This is a genomic window from Brevundimonas sp., from assembly GCF_041911375.1.
In the GTDB taxonomy this organism is placed as follows: domain Bacteria; phylum Pseudomonadota; class Alphaproteobacteria; order Caulobacterales; family Caulobacteraceae; genus Brevundimonas.
Genome location: NZ_JAYRPA010000067.1, coordinates 1 through 20494 on the forward strand (window position 1 = coordinate 1; position 20494 = coordinate 20494).

Annotated in this window: 19 protein-coding genes; 15 read left to right on the forward strand and 4 right to left on the reverse strand. The window is 69.9% G+C overall.

Features of this window, described 5'->3' with window-relative positions:
- Window positions 1-422: hypothetical protein (locus tag ACE3PU_RS11710; protein WP_374389943.1), on the forward strand; the 422-nt coding region annotated here is incomplete at its 5' end.
- Window positions 423-425: 3 nt separating this feature from the next.
- Here the strand turns inward: ACE3PU_RS11710 and ACE3PU_RS11715 are convergent.
- Together ACE3PU_RS11715 and ilvA are read right to left on the reverse strand one after the other, a co-directional pair.
- Window positions 426-767, reverse strand: coding sequence for a VOC family protein (locus ACE3PU_RS11715; protein WP_374389945.1), 342 nt, complete (start codon window positions 765-767; stop codon window positions 426-428).
- A 199-nt stretch (window positions 768-966) separates the two neighbouring features.
- Window positions 967-2505 carry a threonine ammonia-lyase, biosynthetic gene (gene ilvA / locus ACE3PU_RS11720; RefSeq protein WP_374389947.1) on the reverse strand — a complete coding sequence of 513 codons (1539 nt, stop codon included), beginning with the start codon at window positions 2503-2505 and terminating at the stop codon, window positions 967-969.
- Window positions 2506-2867: 362 nt separating this feature from the next.
- On the opposite strand from ilvA, the gene ACE3PU_RS11725 reads away from it, so the two are divergent.
- The 7 genes from ACE3PU_RS11725 to ACE3PU_RS11755 all read left to right on the forward strand — a co-directional run bounded on the left by ACE3PU_RS11725 (window position 2868) and on the right by ACE3PU_RS11755 (window position 8493).
- Window positions 2868-3569, forward strand: a complete 702-nt coding sequence (locus tag ACE3PU_RS11725) for a hypothetical protein (protein ID WP_374389949.1) — start codon at window positions 2868-2870, stop codon at window positions 3567-3569.
- Complete coding sequence (locus ACE3PU_RS11730) at window positions 3562-3771, forward strand: helix-turn-helix transcriptional regulator (protein WP_374389951.1); 210 nt, start codon at window positions 3562-3564, stop codon at window positions 3769-3771. The genes ACE3PU_RS11725 and ACE3PU_RS11730 overlap by 8 nt, the downstream gene beginning before the upstream one ends.
- 47 nt (window positions 3772-3818) lie before the next feature.
- Window positions 3819-4934: a quinolinate synthase NadA gene (gene nadA, locus ACE3PU_RS11735; protein ID WP_374389953.1), complete on the forward strand. Its 1116-nt coding sequence runs from the start codon at window positions 3819-3821 to the stop codon at window positions 4932-4934.
- 55 nt (window positions 4935-4989) lie between these two features.
- The gene (locus ACE3PU_RS11740) at window positions 4990-5850 is read left to right on the forward strand and encodes a metalloprotease (RefSeq protein ID WP_374389955.1); all 861 of its coding nucleotides are present in this window, start codon (window positions 4990-4992) and stop codon (window positions 5848-5850) included.
- Window positions 5847-7361, forward strand: a complete 1515-nt coding sequence (locus ACE3PU_RS11745; RefSeq protein WP_374389957.1) for an L-aspartate oxidase — start codon at window positions 5847-5849, stop codon at window positions 7359-7361. The genes ACE3PU_RS11740 and ACE3PU_RS11745 overlap by 4 nt, the downstream gene beginning before the upstream one ends.
- Window positions 7358-8218, forward strand: coding sequence for a carboxylating nicotinate-nucleotide diphosphorylase (gene nadC / locus ACE3PU_RS11750; protein WP_374389959.1), 861 nt, complete (start codon window positions 7358-7360; stop codon window positions 8216-8218). Before ACE3PU_RS11745 ends, nadC begins: the two co-directional genes overlap by 4 nt.
- A 68-nt stretch (window positions 8219-8286) precedes the next feature.
- A complete protein-coding gene (locus ACE3PU_RS11755; RefSeq protein WP_374389961.1) occupies window positions 8287-8493 on the forward strand; it encodes a hypothetical protein in 207 nt (68 codons plus the stop codon).
- Window positions 8494-8503: 10 nt separating this feature from the next.
- Here ACE3PU_RS11755 and ACE3PU_RS11760 read toward each other — a convergent pair whose 3' ends face one another.
- Complete coding sequence (locus ACE3PU_RS11760) at window positions 8504-9628, reverse strand: cell wall hydrolase (protein ID WP_374389963.1); 1125 nt, start codon at window positions 9626-9628, stop codon at window positions 8504-8506.
- A gap of 491 nt (window positions 9629-10119) precedes the next feature.
- On the opposite strand from ACE3PU_RS11760, the gene ACE3PU_RS11765 reads away from it, so the two are divergent.
- Together ACE3PU_RS11765 and ACE3PU_RS11770 are read left to right on the forward strand one after the other, a co-directional pair.
- A complete protein-coding gene (locus ACE3PU_RS11765) occupies window positions 10120-10299 on the forward strand; it encodes a hypothetical protein (protein WP_374389965.1) in 180 nt (59 codons plus the stop codon).
- Between the two features lie 226 nt (window positions 10300-10525).
- Entirely contained in the window at window positions 10526-10882 is a 357-nt protein-coding gene (locus ACE3PU_RS11770; RefSeq protein WP_374389967.1) for a DUF6481 family protein, read from the forward strand.
- Between the two features lie 97 nt (window positions 10883-10979).
- On the opposite strand, the gene ACE3PU_RS11775 is transcribed toward ACE3PU_RS11770, so the two are convergent.
- Window positions 10980-15065 carry a PAS domain S-box protein gene (locus ACE3PU_RS11775; protein WP_374389969.1) on the reverse strand — a complete coding sequence of 1362 codons (4086 nt, stop codon included), beginning with the start codon at window positions 15063-15065 and terminating at the stop codon, window positions 10980-10982.
- Window positions 15066-15195: 130 nt separating this feature from the next.
- Between ACE3PU_RS11775 and ACE3PU_RS11780 the strand changes: the two genes are divergently transcribed.
- The 5 genes from ACE3PU_RS11780 to ACE3PU_RS11800 all read left to right on the forward strand — a co-directional run bounded on the left by ACE3PU_RS11780 (window position 15196) and on the right by ACE3PU_RS11800 (window position 20494).
- A complete protein-coding gene (locus ACE3PU_RS11780) occupies window positions 15196-15675 on the forward strand; it encodes a Dps family protein (protein ID WP_374389971.1) in 480 nt (159 codons plus the stop codon).
- An 81-nt stretch (window positions 15676-15756) separates the two neighbouring features.
- Complete coding sequence (locus ACE3PU_RS11785) at window positions 15757-16965, forward strand: cell wall hydrolase (protein ID WP_374389973.1); 1209 nt, start codon at window positions 15757-15759, stop codon at window positions 16963-16965.
- A 78-nt stretch (window positions 16966-17043) separates the two neighbouring features.
- Window positions 17044-18981, forward strand: coding sequence for a PAS domain-containing protein (locus ACE3PU_RS11790; protein WP_374389975.1), 1938 nt, complete (start codon window positions 17044-17046; stop codon window positions 18979-18981).
- 68 nt (window positions 18982-19049) lie between these two features.
- Window positions 19050-19457 carry a response regulator gene (locus ACE3PU_RS11795; RefSeq protein WP_374389977.1) on the forward strand — a complete coding sequence of 136 codons (408 nt, stop codon included), beginning with the start codon at window positions 19050-19052 and terminating at the stop codon, window positions 19455-19457.
- 74 nt (window positions 19458-19531) lie between these two features.
- A complete protein-coding gene (locus ACE3PU_RS11800; RefSeq protein ID WP_374389979.1) occupies window positions 19532-20494 on the forward strand; it encodes an aldo/keto reductase in 963 nt (320 codons plus the stop codon).

Consider the following 20494-nt stretch of genomic DNA (forward strand, 5'->3'; position numbering starts at 1 on the left):
CCGCCGCCGCGGCCCCGTCCCCGTCCACCCAGTCCCCGTCGGCCCCGTCCGCGTCGACACCGGCGGCGCCCGCCGACCCGCTGGCGGCCCTGCCGTTCCGGATCGACCTGCCCGAGGGCTTCACGATCGAGCCTTCCGAGGCCGGGCCGCAGGCCAAGGTCTATGCGGTGAAGCGCGACGGGCGCAGCTTCGTCATGATCTACCAGGGGCCCGCCTCGCAGTTCCCGATCTATGACGGGCAGCTGATCGACGCCGGCGGCCGGGCCTCGGTGGTCATCGAGGAGGACGGGCGGCGCCGGGCGGTCGAACACCTGTTCGCCAAGGACCTGGAGTCGCGCGAGACCCACGTCTGGCTGTCCTACCTGGAAGGGCCGGACAGCGCGCAGGCCGAGCAGATCGCCCAGTCGGTCGAGCCGCGCTGAGGCTCAGCCTTCGGACCAGACCGCCAGTTCGGTTCCGGCCGGGTCGGTGAAGTGGAACCGGCGCCCGCCCGGGAAGGCGTAGATCGGCCGCACGATCGTTCCGCCCGCCGCCGTCACCTTGTCGGCCATGGCTTCCAGGTCGTGGGCGTAGAGGACGGGCAGGGGCGTGCGCGTCTGCTCGGTGGCGTCGGCGTCGAAGCCCCCGTCCAGCCCCTGGTCGAAGGCCGCATAGGTCGGGCCATAGTCCACGAAGGTCCAGCCGAAGGCCCGGGAATAGAAGTCCTTGGTCGCCCCCAGGTCGACGGCGGGGAGTTCGAGGTAGTCGAGTTTTCCGTCTTCACGCACGGTTGATGCTCCTGTCGATCGCCACCGACATCTGACGCTTGCACGGCGGGGCGATCCGCGCAAACCTGCAAACGGTTCGCAATAGCAGGGAGGCGGGCATGATCGTGATGACCGGATCGGCAGGTCTGCTGGCCCTGATGCGGGCGGGCCACGGCAGGGCCGCGCCGCGCGCCGGGGCCGCCCCCGCCAACGACCGCGCTCAGGCCCCGTCGAGGAACAGCCGGCAGGCGGGATTGTCCGTTTCGTCCACATAGGGATAGCCCAGGGCGGCCAGGACGGCGTCCAAACGCAACTGGTCCTCGGGCGGGGCGCTGATGCCCGCCAGCACCCGGCCGACGTCGTCGCCGTGGTTGCGATAGTGGAACAGGGTCAGGGCCCATTCGGGCTGCAGACTGTTGAGGAAGCGCAGGAAGGCGCCCGGCCGCTCGGGGAACTGGAAGCGCAGGATGCGTTCGTGCGGCAGGCCGACCGTGCGGCCGCCGACCATGTAGCGGACGTGCAGCTTGGCCGTCTCGTTGTCGCTCATGTCCTCCACGGCGTAGCCGCCGGCGCGCAGGGACTCCAACAACTCGGCCCTTTGTCGCCCGATCGCGTCGCGGGCGTCGTGGGGGGCCGGGCGCAGCGACACGCCGACGAAGATCTGGGCCACGCCGTCGCCGGACCAGCGATAGTTGAACTCGGTCACCGACCGCCCGTCTAGGCTGTCCAGGAAGCGGCGGTAGTCGTCGCGGTCGTCCTTCATGGTGACCGCCAGCAGGGCTTCGGCGCCTTCGCCCAGCTCCGCGCGCTCGGCCACGTGCCGCAGCCGGTCGAAGTTGAGGTTGGCGCCGGAGTTGATCGCCACCAGCGAGCCGGCGCCGGGGTTTTCGGCGGCCCAGGCCTTGAGCCCCGCCAGGGCCACGGCGCCGGCGGGTTCCGCCACCGCCCGGCTGTCGTCGAAGATGTCCTTGATGGCGGCGCAGATGGCGTCGGTGTCCACCAGCACGATGTCGTCCAGCAGTTCCTGGCAGAGGCGAAAGGTGTGGTCGCCGGCGCGGCGCACGGCGACGCCGTCGGCGAACAGGCCGACCTCGTTCAGGCTGACGACCTCTCCGGCGGCGATGGCGGTCTTCATCGTGGGGGCGTCGACCGGCTCCACGCCGATGATCTTGGTCTCCGGTCGCAGGAAGCGAAGAATGGCCGCCACGCCCGCCGCCAGGCCGCCGCCGCCGATGGGCAGGAAGACGGCCTCGATCGGATCGGCGTGCTGGCGGGCGATCTCCAGGCCGACGGTGCCCTGGCCGGCGATGACGTCGGGGTCGTCGAAGGGATGGATGAAGGTCGCGCCCGCCTCACGCTCCAGCTCGCGCGCATGGGCGTAGGCGTCGTCGAAGCCGTCGCCGTGCAGCACGACCTGGCCGCCCAGCGCCCGCACGGCCGCCACCTTGATGCCCGGCGTGGTGGTCGGCATCACGATGGTCGCCGCCGCGCCCCGCCGGGCCGCCGCCAGCGCCACCCCTTGCGCGTGATTGCCGGCCGAGGCGCAGATCACGCCCTTAGCCAGTTCCGCCTCGGTCAGATTCGCGATCTTGTTGTAGGCGCCCCGGATCTTGAACGAGAACACCGGCTGCAAATCCTCGCGCTTCAGCAGCACCGGCCGCGCCAGGCGGGCGGACAGGCGGTTCAGCGGATCGAGGGGCGTCTCCTCCGCCACGTCATAGACGCGGGCGGTGAGGATGCGGCGGATGGTGTCTTGCATGAAAATGTCGTCTGGGGGCCGTCGATCGGAAGGAATACGCGGTTCGTCTAGGCGATGTGGCGCCTTCGGGAAAGGTTGTTGCAGGCTCGTCTTTTGGATCGGATTTCACACTCCGGCGGAAAAAAGAGAGTCTGAATAGTGTGAAATCCTTCGCCTGATCCCCCAGGGGGTCGCGAGGCCAACTATCGCACGGTTTGGAAGGCAGGCGGAAAGTCGCTGTCCTGGAGGTTTAGATCGCTGATTGTTCCGTCCTTTTTCTCCGAAATTGGGATGGCGGCAGTTTGGATTCGGCGAGCGATCTTGCACTTGATGATGTAACCTTTAGGTGATACGTCACCCATGGGTGACTTTCGGGGGCGACTATGGATGATCGCGAACGCAAGGCGGTCCAGGCCAGGGAGCGCATTCGGACGCGGCGACTGGCGACCTGCGCGGGCGTGGGCGGAGGGGGGCTGGCCGCGCTGCTGATCGGCCTGGTGGTGATGCAGGAATGGCCGTCGGACCCGGGGAAGGGCCAGCTAATCGGCGGCCTGACCATGGCGGCAGGCCTCGCGGCCCTGATCGGCAGCGCCTTTCTGGCGCGGCGCTTCATGCCCAACACCGACACCTTCAAGCTGGAGGCCGGCGTGGCCTATCGCGACAAGGTGCAGCGGCAGCGCGCCCACGCCATGGCCTTCATGCCGATCACCGGCGCCTATGTGACCTTCATGTCCGTCAAGGCCGGGTGGGGCATCGCCTCAGGCGCGCCGGCCGGCATGGACTATGTCATGGTGGGGCTTGGCCCCATGATTGCGGGTGTCATGCTGCTGATGGTCGCCGGCCTCGATAATCCCCGCGACAAGCGGATGAAGCGCTTGCTGGAAGACGAGCTGACGCTGTCGTTTCGGCACAAGGCGCTGGCCACCGCCCTGGCCGTCGCCACGGTCGGGATGATCGGAGTGTTCATCCTGGGTCTTTGGCGACCCGCGGCAGCCGTGGCGGCGCTGCCCGGCCTTCTGTACCTCGCGGCGACGGCGGCGGTGCTGCGCTACTATCTGCTGGACCGCGAGGCCGAGCGTGGGTGACGCCCGCCTGTCGGTGCGGCTGAAGGCGGCGCGGACGGCGGCCGGCCTGACCCAGGCGGAGCTGGCCGACCGCACCCGGTTGTCGCGCAAGACCATCAATACGGTGGAGAATGGCGTGTTCACGCCGTCGGTCGTCGTGGCGCTGAGCTTGGCGCGGGCGCTGGACACGACCGTCGAGGCGCTGTTCGGCCTGGATGACTGAACGAAGGCCTTGCGTCGCTCCGTGATCGGCCTACATTGGTTCGGCTTATGCTAACTTTGAGCATAAGGGTAGGAGAACGGGTCATGGCCGACGGCGCCTTTGGTCTGACGAAGGAACTGGAGCGGGAAACCGCCGGGGTGTGGGCGAAGGTCAGAGACCACGTCACGCCGCTGGAGTGGCCCGAGCAGGCGCGGCTGATCAGCGAGATCAACCAGCTGAAGCGCGAGCGCGACGCCGTGATCCTGGCCCACAACTACATGACGCCCGAAATCTTCCACGGGGTCGGCGACTATGTCGGCGACAGCCTGGGCCTGGCCAAGGAGGCCGCGCGGTCGGACGCCAAGGTGATCGTCCAGGCGGGCGTCCACTTCATGGCCGAGACCTCGAAGATCCTGAGCCCGGAAAAGACCGTGCTGATCCCCGATCTGCGGGCGGGATGTTCGCTGGCGTCGTCGATCACCGGGGCCGACGTGCGGCTGATCAAGCAGCGCTATCCGGGCCTGCCGGTCGTGACCTATGTGAACACCACGGCCGATGTGAAGGCCGAGACCGACATCTGCTGCACCTCCGCCAACGCCGTTCAGGTGGTGGAATGGGCGGCGAAGGAATGGGGCGTCGACCGCGTCATCCTGATCCCCGACGAATATCTGGCGCGCAACGTCGCGGCCCAGACGACGGTCGGGATCATCGCCTGGAAAGGCCGGTGCGAGGTGCACGAGCGCTTCACCGCCGACGACATCGCCGAGATGCGCGCCGCCTATCCGGGCGCGGAAATCCTGGCCCACCCCGAGTGCCCCGAGGACGTTCTGGCGGCGGCGGACTTCGCCGGATCGACGGCGGCGATGATCGACTTCGTCGAGGCGAAGAAGCCCAGACAGGTGGTGATGATCACCGAATGCTCGATGGCGTCCAACGTCGCCGGCGACGTGCCGGGCGTGCAGTTCATCGGGCCATGCAACCTGTGCCCGCACATGAAGCGGATCACGCTGGAGAACATCCGCGACTGCCTGGCCAAGATGCAGTTCGAGGTCACGGTGCCCGAGGACATGCTGGAGCGTGGGCGACTGGCGGTGCAGCGGATGATCGACCTGCCGCCGCCGACGGTTCCGGCGCGCTATGACCTGATCAAGGCCCGGCATCACGTCGCCGTGGAACTGATCTGAGGCGCGGCGTTCGGTCTCCTCGCGGAGGCCGGGCGCCACGCCCATCTGGAACGCCATGAGCGACACCGACAGCACCCTGAGCAAATCCGGCCGCGCCCCCGGTCCCTGGGATCCCAAGCCCGGCGCCGCGCCGAACGCGGCCCCTGCGACGCCGGCGCCGGCCCAGGCGCCTGTCGAGAAGGAGCAGAGCATCGTCTGGGCCGCGGCCTCGACGCTGCTGATGGCGGGTTTCCTGTGGTGGATCACCGGCAGCGTGATCGTGGCCGGCGCCATCCTGTTCGGCCTGTTCGTGCACGAGGCGGGCCACGCCCTGGTGATGAACCGCGTCGGCATGGGTCCGGCCCGCATCTACATCATTCCGTTCCTGGGCGGGCTGGCCAAGGGCCGGCGCGAGCCCAAGAGCGAATGGGACGGGGTGCTGGTCTCGCTGGCCGGGCCGGCGTTCGGCCTGCTGGCCATGATCCCGTTCGTCGCCGCCTGGGCGGTGATGGGCCATGGCGAATGGCTGGCGGGGGCCTTCTTCATCGCCATGCTGAACCTGGTGAACCTGGTGCCGGCGCCGCCGCTGGACGGATCCAAGGCGCTGGGCCCGGTGCTGACGCGGGTCCACCCCCGGCTGGAGCATATCGTCCTGCTGGTCATCGGCGCGGCGGTGGTCTGGTGGGGGATCTCCACCGGCCGGTTCATCCTGGCGGTGTTCCTGGGGCTGGCGGTGATCTCGCACCTGAGGCGCGGCGTCTGGCGTCCGGCCTGGGGCACGCTGAGCTGGGCCGAGGCGGGGCGGAGCCTGGGTTTCTATCTGCTGACGGCCGCCCTGTGCGCGGCGGCGGCGGTGGGCGCCATGCTGCCGGTCGCGGAAGGGGCGCCGGTCGAAGCCATGCGGCTGGGGCTGGCCTATCTGGGCGTGAGACTGTGAACCGGCTGAGGCATGACGGGCCGCTGGTGGTCGGCGGCGGGCTGGCGGGGCTTTCGGCCGCGCTGGAGGCCGCCCGCGCAGGGGCGAAGGTGCTGGTCGTCACGCCCGAGCCGCTGCTGAACGCCTGTTCGTCGGCCTGGGCGCAGGGCGGGATGGCGGCGGCCCTGACAGCGGCGGATTCGCCCGACCTGCACGCGCGCGACACCCTGGCCGCCGGCGCGGGGCTGGTGGAGGCGCAGGCCGCGCGGGCGCTGACCGACCACGGCCGCGAGACCGTCGAGTGGTTGGCGGGTCTGGGCGCGCCGTTCGATCGGGCGGCGGACGGGGGCTTCGCCGTCAGCCTGGAGGCGGCCCACAGCGTGCCGCGCGTCGCCCGCGTCGGCGGGGACGGGGCAGGGCGCGCCATCCTGTCAGCGGTGGTCACGGCGGTGCGCGCCGAAAAGACCATCCAGGTCTGGGATGACGCCCGGCTGAAAGGCCTGTTGCAGGACGACAGCGGTCGCGTGGTCGGGGCGACCATCGCGCGCGGCGACGGGCGGATGATCGAGACGACGGCGACCTGTGTGATCCTGGCCACCGGCGGCGCGGGCGGGCTGTACGCCGCGACCACCACGCCCGCGACCCTGAAGGGGGAGGGGATGGCCCTGGCCGCGATGGCGGGCGCCGAGATCCTGGATCCGGAGTTCGTGCAGTTCCATCCCACGGCCATCGACGTCGGCCTGGATCCCGCGCCTCTGGCGACCGAGGCGTTGCGGGGCGAGGGCGCGCGTCTGGTGGACGGCCAAGGCCGTTTCCTGCTGGGCGAGACCGAGGACGCCGATCTGAAGCCCCGCGACGTGGTGGCGCGGGCGGTGCATGCGGCGCGGATGGAGGGACGGGGCGCCTTCCTGGATGCGCGCGCCGCGATCGGCGAGGCCTTTCCGCACGAGTTTCCCGCCGTCTTCGCCGCCTGCATGAGAAGCGGTCTGGATCCGCGCGTCAGCCCGATCCCGGTGATGGCGGCGTGCCACTATCACATGGGCGGGATCGCCGCCGACGCCGACGGGCGCACGACGCTGCCGGGCCTGTATGCGGTCGGCGAATGTGCGGCCACGGGGGTGCACGGCGCCAACCGGCTGGCGTCCAATTCGCTGCTGGAGGCGGCGGCCTTCGGACGAAGGGCGGGTCAGGCCGCGGCGAAGGAGACCGGCGGCGGGCGGGCGCGCCGGGCGGAGACGGCGCCCGACCTGCCCGAGGCCGCGCTGGCGGAACTGCGCGCGGCGATGACCGAAAAGGCGGGCGTGATCCGAGACGCCGAGGGGCTGGCGGCCCTGCTGGCGCTGATCGACCGGCTGGAGGCGGCGAACGGCCCCGCTGCGGCGCTGCAGGCCGCACGCCTGATCGTCCGGGGCGCGCTGGATCGGCGCGAGAGCCGGGGCGGACACTACCGGGCCGATCACCCCGAGACGGCGGCCGAGGCGCGGCATACGCGCATGCGGCTGCGCCAACCCGAGATCCTGGCGGCGGAATGAACCGAACCCTTCCCGATGTGCTGATCGAGCCCGTGGTCCGCATGGCGCTGGCCGAGGACCTTGGGCGCGCGGGCGACGTGACGGCCGCGGCCTGCATTCCCGCCGCGGCGCGGATGAAGGCGGCCTTTGTGGCGCGCAAGCCCGGCGTCCTGGCCGGCGTCGACGCCGTGCGCCTGGCGGTGCGGGCCATGGATCCGGACGCACGCATCGATCTGCGTCTGCACGACGGAGAGGCGTTCGAGTCCGGCGCGGTGCTGGCGGTGGTGGACGCCCAGGCGCGCGGCTTTTTGTCGGCCGAGCGGACGGCGCTGAACCTGCTGGGTCGGCTGAGCGGCGTAGCGACGCTGACGCGGACCTATGTCGACGCAGTCGCGGGGACGCGCGCGCGCATCGCCGACACGCGCAAGACCACGCCCGGACTGCGCGCGCTGGAGAAGCATGCGGTGGCGTGCGGGGGCGGGATCAACCATCGCTTCGGCCTGGACGACGCCATACTGATCAAGGACAACCACGTCGCCGTCTGCGGCGGGGTGGGCCAGGCGGTGCGCCGCGCCCGCGCCTTCGCGCCCCACCTGATGAAGGTGGAGGTCGAGGTGGACGGCCTGGACCAGCTGGACCAGGTGCTGGCCCTGCTGCCGGAAGGCGCGGGCCCGGATGTGGTGATGCTGGACAACTTCAGCCTGGCCGACCTGCGCGAGGCGGTGCGCCGGGTGGACGGCGCGCTGGTGCTGGAAGCGTCAGGCGGCGTCGACCTGACCACGGTGCGGGCGATCGCCGAGACGGGCGTGGACGTCATTTCGGTCGGGGCGCTGACCCATTCGGCGCCCGTGCTGGACATCGGCCTGGACGCGCTCTGACAGCGGAGCCGTACGGAACAGGCCGAAAGGCCCGACGTTTTGGTTGCTGATCGTGCGAGGAGCAACCCATGAGCAAGACGCCGAAAATTCCCAAGGAACAGCGCAGCTTCGGCGGGTCCGCCGAACTTGACGGCGCCGTGGTCGATCGGCGCGACGCCAAGACGGGCCTGCAGTCCGGTCAACCCGGCGACGCAGACGCCAACCTGTCCCAGCAGGGGCGGTTCGGCAATCTGCAGCAGAACATGACCACCCAGCACAAGTCTGGGGATCGCTGACGCCTGAGCGTCAGGCGGCGTTGGCGACCTCGGTCGTCTCGGCCTTGGCCGGGGCGTCGGCGGCGCGGGACGTCCGCTGAGACGGGGCCGACGTCGAGCGCTGCGCGGCGCTGTTGGCCTGAGCGTGGGTTTGGGCCGGGGTTTGCGCCTGAGCGGCGGGCCGGGCCGGCTGGGTCGGGGCCGGAACGGCTTCCGGCAGCGAGCGGCCTTCCTGGGCCAGGACCAGGGAGTAGGCCACGGCCTCTCCGGCCTGGCGGGCGACCTCGACCGGATTGATGCCGGCCTGGATCAGGCGCGGCTGGTCGGAGGCGCTGGACGGGCGCGCGGCGTAGGTGAAGGCGTTGCTGGAGCCGGACCGGCCGCCGAAACGATAGAACAGGTGGCTGCCGACCTGGTTGACCCGCACCAGGGAATTGCGCCACGCCGGCGCAACGCCGGTCGTGTGGAAGTGGGTGGCGTTGCCGACGGCGGAGTAGACGCCGCCGGACAGGGCGCGGGACGCGATAGTGCGCGCCCGGTTCCAGGCGGCCTGGTTGACGCGCCCGCGCATCACGCCCGAGCAGGTGAAGGAGAACTGGCAGCCGGTGCGACGGGCGGCGCCCTGATAGACGACGCCGCAGACGCTCTTGGGGAAGGCGGGGTGGCGCACCCGGTTCAGGACGACCTGGGCCACGGCGCTCATGCCGTCGCGGCCTTCGCCGCGGGCTTCGTAATAGACAGCCTGGGTAAGGCAATCGAGGTCGCGGCTGGCGTCCAGGGCGTGATCCATCCGGAACGGCTGCGCCGGCGTCGGGCTGGTCAGGCTGGCGCGGCGCAGCGTGGCGTCGCCGGTGGTCTTCAGTTGTTCCAGGCGTGCGGAGAGCAGTTCCGCCTGACGGTCGCGCTGGGCCGAGCCCGCGCTGGTGTAGGGGTCGTGACGGCGGGCGATCGCAAGCGCGCTGGCGTCCAGGCCGCCGGCGGCGGCGGACAGGGCCTCTTCGGTGAAGCCGGCGGCGGTGGCGCTCTGGATGCGTTCGGCCTGGGCGCGCACGGTCGTCGCGTGCGCCGCCACGCCGCCCAGATAGGCGGCTCCGATCGCCAGTCCCACCAGTCCGCCAAAGGCCGCGGCAGCGTGCGTGGGCTTGATCTTCGCCACACGTTCGGCAGCCGAAACGGCGCGCGTCTGCGAGGAATGCGACAACGTAGAGTCCTAGTCAGCAGGGCTGGAAACGCCGCCCCCGGGGTAGTCTCGCCAGCCGGGCGACCCTGACGGTCGCGTTCCAGCCTGCAGACGACGTTCGGCTCACGGGCCCGGACGTCGAGGACGGGCCTATATAGCGCTGTTTGTGACCCTAATGTGGTCGATTCGCAAGACGATGGTTAAGCCGCCGATGTTTCATGGTGTCGTGGGCGGCAGGCCCAGCAATTGTGACAGCCGTGGTCGATCAGTCGCGAGGTTGATAGCGATATACTGGAGTGTTTGCGTGGAATACTGGGCGTGACTGCATTCGTGCGCGGTTAATAAGCTCAAGCCAAGAGCGGAATCGGGCGGATTGTCGGCCGAGGCCGTATTCGAATGCTGGCGGACTGGCGCAGGGGAACTCTCGGGCGGCGGCGGTGTTTGAAGCGCAGCCATTGGAGGAATTCATGACCCGCATCATCACCCTGACCCTGACCGCCGCCGCGCTGACGCTGGCGGCCTGCGGCACGACCGTCGAGCAGAAGGCGGCCACCGGCGCCGTGGCCGGAGCCGTGGTGGCCGGGCCGGTCGGCGCGGCCGTCGGCGGCGCGGCCGGCGCTGTCGCAGCCGGCGCAAGGCCGAACTGATACGCGATCGCGCTCGCCGAGCCTTGCATCACGGCGAGCGCGACCTATCTGCATCAAGCAGCGCACGTTCCATCGGCGAACCGCGCAAACCCACGCCGTTCGCCGGGCCGACCTTGATTTTGTCGCCGGTTTCGGCTTTGTGCGGCGGCTCTGGGCCGCGCGCTTTCCGCCGCCCGACCCCGATGGCCGCCCAGTCGGCCGTTCACAAGGAAACCTGCTCGCTCGCATGAGAGACATCAAGACCGGATTCACCGACCGCCTGACCGCCCAGCAGGAGGCCAAGAAGGCCCTGCTCGCCAAGTTCAAGCCAAAGCCGGCCGCCCCCGACCCCGAGTTCGATCGCCTGGCCGAAAAGCGCGCGGCCGAGAAGGAAGCCCTGCGCCAGCAGCACGAATTGGCCAAGGCCGAACAGCGTCGCGAGAAGGCCGAGAAGGAGGCCGCCCGCCTGGCGGCCGAGCGCGAGGCCCAGGAAGCCCTCGAGGCCGAGAAGCGCGCGGACCGCAAGGCCCGCAAGCAGTTGACGAAGGAAGAGCAGAAGGCCCGGCGGGACGCCCGCTACGCCGCGCGCAAGGCGCGCCGCTAAGCCTTCCGACGTTTTCGAGAGACAGACGCGCCGCGATTTCGCGGCGCGTTTTTCTTTGTCCGATGTGATCTCGGGCTCAGGCTTCGGGGTCGCCAGCCTATTCGGCGGACAGGGCGGCGCGGCCTTCGACCAGGCGGCGGAGTTGATCGGCGGAGTAGGGCTTTCTGAGGAAAGGCCAGGGCGTGTCCGCCAGAATGGCGTCGACGTCGTCGCCGACATAGCCGCTGGTGAGGGCGATGCGCATGCCGGGCCAGTCGCGCGCGGCCTGACGGGCCAGGTCGACGCCGCTCATGCCGCCGGGCATGACCACATCGGTCAGCATGATGTCGAAACGTTCGACCGCCAGGGCGTCGAGCGCCTCGGCGCCTGTCTCCGCCAGGCGCACATCGAAGCCGAAGCCTTCCAGCAGGTCGAGGGCCACGGTCGAGACGTCGGCGTCGTCCTCGACCAGAAGCACGCGCCGCCCGCCGGTGAAGGGCGCGTCGATGGGCGTGGCCGACGGCCGGGCGGGGCTGTCGCCCTGCAGCGCGAGCGCCGGCAGATAGAGACGGATTTCCGTGCCGCGCCCCACGGTGGAGGTGATGCGGACCCCGCCGCCGGACTGGCGGGCGAAACCGTACACCTGGCTGAGGCCCAGGCCCGTACCCTTGCCGACGGCCTTGGTCGTGAAGAAGGGTTCGAACACGCGATCGATAATCTCGGGCGTCATGCCCGCGCCGTTGTCGGAAACCGTGACGCACACATATTCGCCCGCCGGCACCTCGGGCGCCTCGCCCGCCTCGACGTCGCAGACGAGGGTCTGAATAGTGATGCGGTCGCGCCGGCGCGCGCCGTCTCCGGTCGCGTCGCCCGCCGCTTCGGCCAGGGCGTCGCGGGCGTTGACGATCAGGTTCAGCAGGGCGGCTTCGAACTGGGCGGGATCGACGTGGGCGCGGGCCCCGCCTCGTCTCAGCCGCACGCGGAAGTCGACCGCCTCGCCGACCGCGCGCTTCAGCAGGGGTTCGCCCTCGCGGATCAGGCCGTTCAGGTCCACGGGCTCGGGCCGCAGCGCCTGACGTCGCGAGAAGGCCAGGAGCTGGTGGGTCAGGCTCTCGCCGCGGCGCGCGGCGGCCAGGGCGGCCTCTCCCAGCTTCTTGCGCTTGGCGGGGTCGTCGCTGCGCAGGATGATGTCCAGCGCGCCGATCACCACCGTCAGCAGGTTGTTGAAGTCGTGCGCCACCCCGCCGGTCAGGCGGCCAACGGCCTCCATCCGCTGGGCGTGCATCAGATGCGCCTCGGCCTGGGCCTTTTCCTCCAGGGCCTCGCCGACCCGCTCTTCCAGCAGTTCGTTGATGCGCTTCAGATCCTCTTCGGCGCGCTTGGCGTCGGTGACGTCCAGGCTGGCGCCGACATAGCCCTGGAAGACGCCCTCGGCGTCGAAGCGCGGCACGCCTTCGGTGCGCAGCCAGCGCTGGCCCAGCGTCGGGTGGTTGATCCGGCTGAGCGCCTCGAACCGGTCGCGCGCCTCGAACGCCCGCATGAAGGCGCCGGTGAAGACGGTCTCGTCGTCGGGGTGGATCAGGCGGCGCCAGCTGTCGCGCATCTGCCGCTGCGAGCGGACGCCGAAGAAGGTGCGGAAGCGACGGTTGGTGAAGACGATCTGGGCTGCGTCGTCGCTCATCCAGATCAGGGCGGGCGCGCTGTCGGCGACGGTGCGGAAGCGGCCCTCGGACTCCTCCAGCCGGGCCTGGGCGTCGCGCATGTCGGTGACGTCGAAAGCCACGCCGACGAAGCCCATCACCTCCGACCCGCTCATGCGGGGACGCGAGAAGGATTTGAGCCAGCGCCATTCGCCGTCGTGACGGCGATAACGGCCCTCCATGGAGAAGGGCTGTCCGGTGGCCTCGCCCGCCAGGGATTCCTCCAGGATGCGCTGCTGGTCGTCCGGATGCAGGGCCTCGCGCCAGTCGGCGGTCCGCGCGGCTTCGTAGGTGGAGCCGTAGAAGTCGACATAGGCCTGGTTGACGAAGGCGCGCGACCGATCCTGATTGGTGACCCAGATCAGCACCGGCGCGGTGTCGGCGATGGCGCGGAATCGTTGCTCGCTCTCGCGCGTCTCGGCCTCGGCGCGGGCGCGTTCGACCTCGGCCCAGGTCCGGGCGGCGACCTCTTCCAGCAGGGCGGCCTCGGCGTCGGTCCATTCCCGCGGATGCGACGCATGGCAGTAGAGGAAGGCCTGCAGCCGGCCGCCGCGGATCAGCGGCGCGCGGATCAGGGCGCGGGTCTGCATGGCGTCGAAGGCGCCGGCCACATCGGCGGTGCGAGGATCGGCGTGCACGTCCGAAACGCGCACCGTGCGGCCCGCCCCCAGATCCTCGATCAGGGCGGCGCCCAGCTCCTGCAGGCTGAACTGACCGCGCGCGCTGACGACCCCGGCGGTCCAGTCGCGGGTCATCGAGACCATGCCCGCGGCCTCGTCGACTTCGCCATAGCCGACGCGGTGGACGGCCAGCAGGTCGCCGAGCGCGCGCTCCACCTCCTGCATGATGTCGTCGGGGTCCGACATGTCGCGCAGGCGGTCGACCAGCGAGAGCAGGAACGCCTGTCGCCGCTCCTGACGGGCGGCGGCTTCCAGCGCTTCGCGACTGTCGGTGACGTCGAACGACATGCCGGCGTAACCCAGAAAGACGCCGTTCTCGTCGAAGCGCGGCTTCACCGCCACGCGCATCCAGCGCCACTCGCCGTCGTGTCGGCGGAAGCGGGCTTCGAAGGCGTAGGGCCGACGTGCCGGTCGCGAGTCCGACTGAGCGGCGGCCACGTGATCGGCGTCGTCAGGATGGATCGTCATCTTCCATTCGTGACCGGCCAGGGCGCGGCTGCCCGCACCGTAGAACTCGGCCAGGGCGGCGTTGGCGAACTCTACGGCTCCATCCTCGTCCGTCAGCCAGACCGGGGCGGGGGCGGTGTCGGCGAGCAGGCGGAAGCGGGTCTCGCTCTCGCGCAGGGCGGCCTCGGCCTCGCGCGCGGCGGTGATGTCGACGCCGCCGGCGATATAGCCGATGGGCGCGCCGTCCTCGCCGTTCAGGGCCCGCACGCTGACCATGGCCCAGACGATCCGGCCGTCGGGGTGAATGTAGCGCTTGATCAACTGGTCGGCGGGGTTGCCGTCGTTGATGGCGCGAAGGGCCGCCAGGGTCGCGGCGGCGTCGTCGGGATGGGTCACGTCCAGGGTGGACCGCCCGATGGCCTCTTCCTTGGACAGACCCAGAAGCTCGGCGAACCGGGCGTTGATCGCGGTGATGCGCCCGTCGAGGTCCAGCCGCACGATGCCGGCGGCCGACTGGTCCACCATCGCCTGAAGCTCGGATCGGCTTCGCCGGAGCTCCACCTCGGCCTCGCGCACCTCGGTCACGTCCGTGTTGACGCCGATCAGGCCAAGAAGCTCGCCCGTCGGCGACAGGCGAGGGCGGGCGTGGGTGAGGATGGTGCGCCATTCGCCGTCGTGGCGTTTCTGCCGGCCTTCGACGCTGAAGGCCACGCCGGCCTGCATCGCCTCGCGCGTGGTGGCTATCACCCGGTCGCGGTCGTCGGGATGGACCTGGGCGGAGAAGACGAAGTTCGAAAGGTCCTCCGGCGCGTTCCAGAACAGCTGCTGATCGCGGTTCAGGTGGATGCACCGACCCTGGGCGTCGCTCATCCACAGCATGGCCGGCGCCAGTTCGCTGACCAGCTGAAGGCGGCCCTCAGTCTCGTCGATGCGGGCGTCGGAGACCCGAAGCGCCGACAGGGACCTATCCAGCTGCTGCAGGCTTCGTCTCAGCCAGGCGCCCATTTCGGTGCAGAACAGGCCGACGATGAGGAAGTTCAGCGTGGCGACCCGGCCAAGGTTCGCCGGCATGGCGCGACCCTCGGGCGTGGTCATGACGACCACCGCCCAGCCCCCCAGCAGACAGCAGGCGACGGCGCTCCATCCCCCCGCCCGCCCTGCGGAAATGGCGGCCAGGATCACGGCGGGAAGCAGGATGATGAAGCCCGAAATCTCGGCGTAGAAGCTGGCGGCGGCGGCCCGCACCGCGAGCCCGCCCAGCGCCCAGGCCATGCCCACCAGGATAGCGCCGACCACCGACTTCTGGCGCAGGAGGGTCAGCCGCAAGACCATGGCGTCGGCCCCGGACAGGGCCTTTGGAAACGCCGTCTTGCTCATGCCTCAACGCCTCCCCCAAAAGCGCCGTCCCGAGACGCTTCGTCTTGCAACGCTTCCGTCTCGCTCGCGTTCCTGTCGTCAATGCGCCGGAATGAATCGGCGTAAGCCTATTCGCACGTATGGAGCAAGCATGACCGCCACCATCGACACCGGCCTGTCCGCCGAAGACCGGGGCGACGTCGCCGAGCAGCTGACGCGCGTCCTGGCCGACGCCTACGCCGTCTATCTGAAAACCCACGGCTACCACTGGAACGTTCGCGGGCCGGAATTCTTCGCCCTGCACAACCTGCTGGAGCAGCAGTATCGGGATCAGTGGGAAGCGCTGGACGACATCGCCGAGCGCATCCGCGCTCTGGGCATGTTCGCGCCGCAGGGCTACGGCACCTTCGCCAATCTGACCAGCATCCGTGACGGCGATCCCGAAAAGGATGCGCCGAACATGCTGCGCGAACTGATGCGCGACCATGAGACGCTGATCGCGACGATGCGCGCCGCCCTGGAGGTCGCGGACGACGACGGCGACGACGTGACGGTCGACCTGCTGACCCAACGCCTGGGCGCCCACGAAAAGTTCGCCTGGATGCTGCGATCCACCCTCGGCGGTCGATAACGCCGATTTCCGGATCGCCTGAAAACCGCCCATAAGTCCGGGCATTGCCTTGCCGCGACGCAGCCCCAATTTGCAGGGCGCATGAAGGACCATATGGCGAACCGGGACTGGAAGGCGATCTGGACGGCGTTCAAGCGCTCGGCCGCGGCGATCCCCGCGGCCGGCGCCGTGCTGGGCGTCGCCATGGCGGCCGGATCTTCGCCGCGTCCCGACATCGACCGCACGGCCGAGGCCGTGGCCCGCATCACCGGCGGCGATCTGACGGCCAAGGGGCTGGCGGCGCTTCAGGCGCGGCTCACGCCGTCCCAGCTGGCCGAGGCGCAGCGGCATGATCCGACGCGGCTCCAGCCGGCGCTGTATGGACTGACGCCCGGGTGGGACAGCCTGACGCTGGCCGGCAAGCCGCGGCTGGAGCCGGGCGAGACGGGCCTGAAGGCCCAGCAGATGAACGCCGCCCTGCCGGTCGCCTCGGGCGCGTTGCGCCCGGCTTTGCCGTTCGTGTTCAAGGGCGGGGCCGAGGATCGCCGACGCGCCCTGCGATGCCTGACCCAGGCCGTCTATTACGAGGCGGCGCTGGAGCCCGACGCCGGCCAGGCGGCCGTGGCCCAGGTCGTCCTGAACCGTGTTCGTGATCCCAACTACGCCAACACCGTCTGCGGGGTGGTGTTCGAAGGCGCCGAGCGGACGACGGGCTGCCAGTTCAGCTTCACCTGCGACGGATCGCTGTCGCAGGCGCCGGTGGCCTGGGCCTGGGAGCGGGCGCGCAAGGTGGCGGAAAAGGCCCTGAGCGGGCAGGTCGCGACGCAGGTGGGCACGGCGACGCATTACCATGCGGATTACGTCCATCCGTGGTGGGCGCCGACGGTGGCCAAGGTCAATCAGATCGGCGCGCACATCTTCTATCGCTGGAAGGGCGTCTACGGCGAAACGGCCGCCTTCCGGACGGTCTACAACGGCCACGAACCCGCCATCGACGAAGCGCGGTTCTCGCGTCCGAGAATCACCGCGGCCCTGGCCGGCGGGGCGACGGGCGGGCCCGACCCGGACAAGGCCACGAACGGAGCGCCGATGCGCACGGTCGAGATCGATGGCCAGCAACGTGTCGTGGGCGTCGCCAGCCTGGGCGGCCGGCGCCTGCCGACCCATGAGGAAGTGGCCGCCATCAACGCCCGGCTGCAGGCTTTCGAGCAGCCCAAGGCGGCGGCGCCGGCGGCCGTGACGCCGCCGCCCGCGGGCGTCACGCCCCTGGCCGTCGAGGAGGTGGGGCGGCCGGCCGTCCCCGCACGGTAACAGGGCTTCGTTGCAACGCTTGACCGGGGTAAGGTGTTGAGCGCCATTGGCCATGGCAATTTCCAGGAGACGTTAGGCTTGACGACCGCCCCGCACGACGCTGCCCCCGCCTGGGACGAGTCCGACCGCCTTTCCGCTCTTCGCAGCTACGCCATACTGGACAGCGCGCCGGAGAAGGCCTTCGACGACATCGTCGCCCTTGTCGCGCGCATCTGCGAGGCGCCGATCGCCGTGGTCAATCTGATCGACGCCGAGCGGCAATGGTTCAAGGCCGAGGTCGGGCTGGGCGTGCGCGAGACGCCGCTGGCCACCTCGTTCTGCGCCCACGCCCTGTTGCAGGACGAGGCGATGGTGATCCCGGACGCCACCCAGGATCCCCGATTCGACTGCAATCCGCTGGTGACGGGCGAACCGCACCTGCGCTTCTACGCCGGACGGTTGCTGAAGACCGAGGACGGGCTGCCGCTGGGCACCCTGTGCGTGCTGGACAAGAAGCCGCGGCCCGAGGGGCTGACCGATCTGCAGACGATGACGCTGGAGACGCTGGCCGGCCAGGTCATGACCCAGCTGGAGCTGCGCCGGAGCCTGCGTCAGCGGCGCGAGAGCGAGGAGACGACACGCCGGGCGCTGGAGGCGTCCAACTATGTCGGGGCCTGGGACTGGGAAATCGGGCCCGACCGGGTGGTCGCGGACGAGCGTTTCGCCGCCATGTTCGGCGTCGATCCCCGGATGGCGCTGGAGGGCGCGCCGCTCGCCAACTTCATGACGCACCTGCACCCCGAGGATGCGCCGCGCGTGCAGACGGAGATCGACCGGGCCATGCGCGGCGACGGCGTCTTCGCCAGCGAATACAGGCTGCAGCCGCCCGGACAGGACGTTCGCTGGGTCCTGGCGCGTGGGCAGGTTTATTTCGACACGGACGGCGCCCCGGAGCGGTTTCCCGGCATCGCGGTCGACATCACCGGCCGCAAGCAGAAGGACGCCGACCTGGCCGCCATCGCCGCGCGGCTGAGCCAGAGCGAGGCCCAGTTCCGGGTGCTGGCGGACGCCATGCCGCAGATGGTGTGGTCGACCACGCCGGACGGTCTGCATGACTACTACAATGCGCGCTGGTACGAATTCACGGGCGCGCCCGTCGGCTCGACCGATGGCGAGGGCTGGAACGACATGTTCCACCCGCAGGACCAGGCGCGCGCCTGGGAGCGCTGGAGTCATTCGCTGGAGACGGGCGAACCGTATGAAATCGAGTATCGCCTGAAGCACCATTCGGGCGCCTATCGCTGGACGCTGGGGCGGGCCCTGCCGATCCGGGACGACGACGGCACGATTGTCCGCTGGTTCGGCACCTGCACCGACATCGACGAGTTGAAGCGTCTCGAGCAGGGGCGCGAACTGGTCAGCCAGGAGCTGAGCCACCGGATCAAGAACATCTTCGCCGTGGTCGGCGCCCTGATCGCCCTGTCCGCGCGGCAACACCCGGAGGCGCGGGCCTTCGCAAGCTCGCTGCGGACTCGCATCAACGCCCTGGCGCGCGCGCACGAGTTCGTGCGCCCGCACACGGAAACCTCGCGCACGACCGTGGGGGAGACGACGCTGCATTCCTTCCTGAGCGACCTGTTCCGGGCCTATGCCGACGAAGCGGGCGGCCCCCGGGTCAGGATCACTGGAGACGACGCGGTGTTCGACGACCAGGCGGCCACGTCCGTCGCGCTGCTGTTCCACGAACTGGCGACGAACGCGGCGAAGTACGGCGCCCTGTCTGAACCGGGCGGCGGCGTGGATCTGGATACCCGACTGGAGGACGACCGTTTTGTCCTGACCTGGTCGGAGCAGGGCGGTCCCCCTGTCTCGGAACCGGCGCGCGAAGGATTCGGATCGTCACTGGCGACGCTGTCGGTGGAAGGCCAATTGGGCGGGAGACTGCAGCGCTTCTGGCGTCCGGAAGGCTTGAAGATCGTTGCAGATTTGCCCGCTACGGCCTTGTCGCGCCGTCGCGCGGCCGCGAAAGCACGATAATGGCCGCCAAGGTGAAACCCGCGGGCCAGTGCTGCGTTATGTGCGACCCCGAACACAAGTAACACCCCATGAGTGCGCGTATCCTGATCATTGAAGATGAAGCCCTGGTCGCCATGGAGCTTCGATTCGTGCTCGAAGATCTCGGGCACGAGGTTGTCGACATCTGCGCCACCGCCAAGGCGGCGCTGGACAAGGTGCGCGAGACCGACATCGACCTGGCGCTGGTGGACATCCATCTTTCGGACGGTGCGACCGGCATCGAGCTGGGGCGTCAGCTGGGTCAGGAAATGGGCGTCACCGTCCTGTTCATGACGGCCAACCCCGGCATGGTGCGTGAAGGCGTGGCGGGGACCATCGGCGTCCTGTCCAAACCGACCGATGAGCGCGCCGTTCAGACGGCGGTCGACTACGCCCTGCGGCGCCGGCAGGGCGAGCCGGTCCAGTACGCGCCGCCGGGCCTGCAGCTCTTCGGCTGAACCGCCGCGCCGGGGCGGTTGCAGTTCAAGACGTCGCCCCCATGTCGAAGGCTCCCCACGATACGGAGCCTGCCATGACCCACACCCTGAAGAAGCGCGCGCTGGGCGACAGCGGACTGGACATCGCGCCCCTTGTCTTCGGCGGCAATGTGTTCGGCTGGACTGCGGATCGGTCGACCTCCTTTTCCCTGCTCGACGCCTTCGTCGAGGCCGGTTTCGACGCGATCGACACCGCCGATGCCTATTCGCGCTGGGTCCCCGGCCATTCCGGCGGCGAGAGCGAAACCATCATCGGCGCGTGGCTGAAGGCGCGGGGTCGCCGCGACGACGTCAAGATCCTGACCAAGGTCGGCTCGGACATGGGGCAGGGGCGCAACGACCTCTCGGCGGGCTGGATCGAGAAGGCGGTCGAGGATTCGCTGCGGCGGCTGCAGACCGACCATATCGACCTGTATCAGACCCACTGGCCCGATCCGGAGACGCCGCAGGAAGAGACGCTGCGCGCGCTGGACCGTCTGGTGAGGGCCGGCAAGGTGCGGGCCATCGGCGTGTCGAACCATGATGCAGGCTCGATCCGCCAGGCGCTGGACATCTCGCGTCGGGAAGGGCTGGTCGCCTACGCCGCGATCCAGCCGCACTACAACCTGTACAGCCGCGCGACCTTCGAGGGCGCGCTGCAGGAACTGGCGGTCGAGACCGGCCTGGGCGTCATCACCTATTTCAGCCTGGAGAGCGGCTTCCTGACCGGCAAGTACAAGACCGTCGATCAGGTCGAGGGGACCAAGCGCGAGGGCATGCTGAAGGACAAGTTCGACGCGCGCGGCGCGCGGATCCTGGCGGTGCTGGATGCGGTGGCGCTGAAGAACGAGGCGACGCCGGCCCAGGTCGCCCTCGCCTGGCTGCTGGCCCGGCCGGGCGTCACCGCGCCCATCGTCAGCGCCACCTCGACCACGCAGCTGGCCGACACGCTGAAGGCCGCGACGCTGGCGCTGTCTGCGGAAGACATGGCGGCGCTGAACGAAGCCAGCGCCTACTGA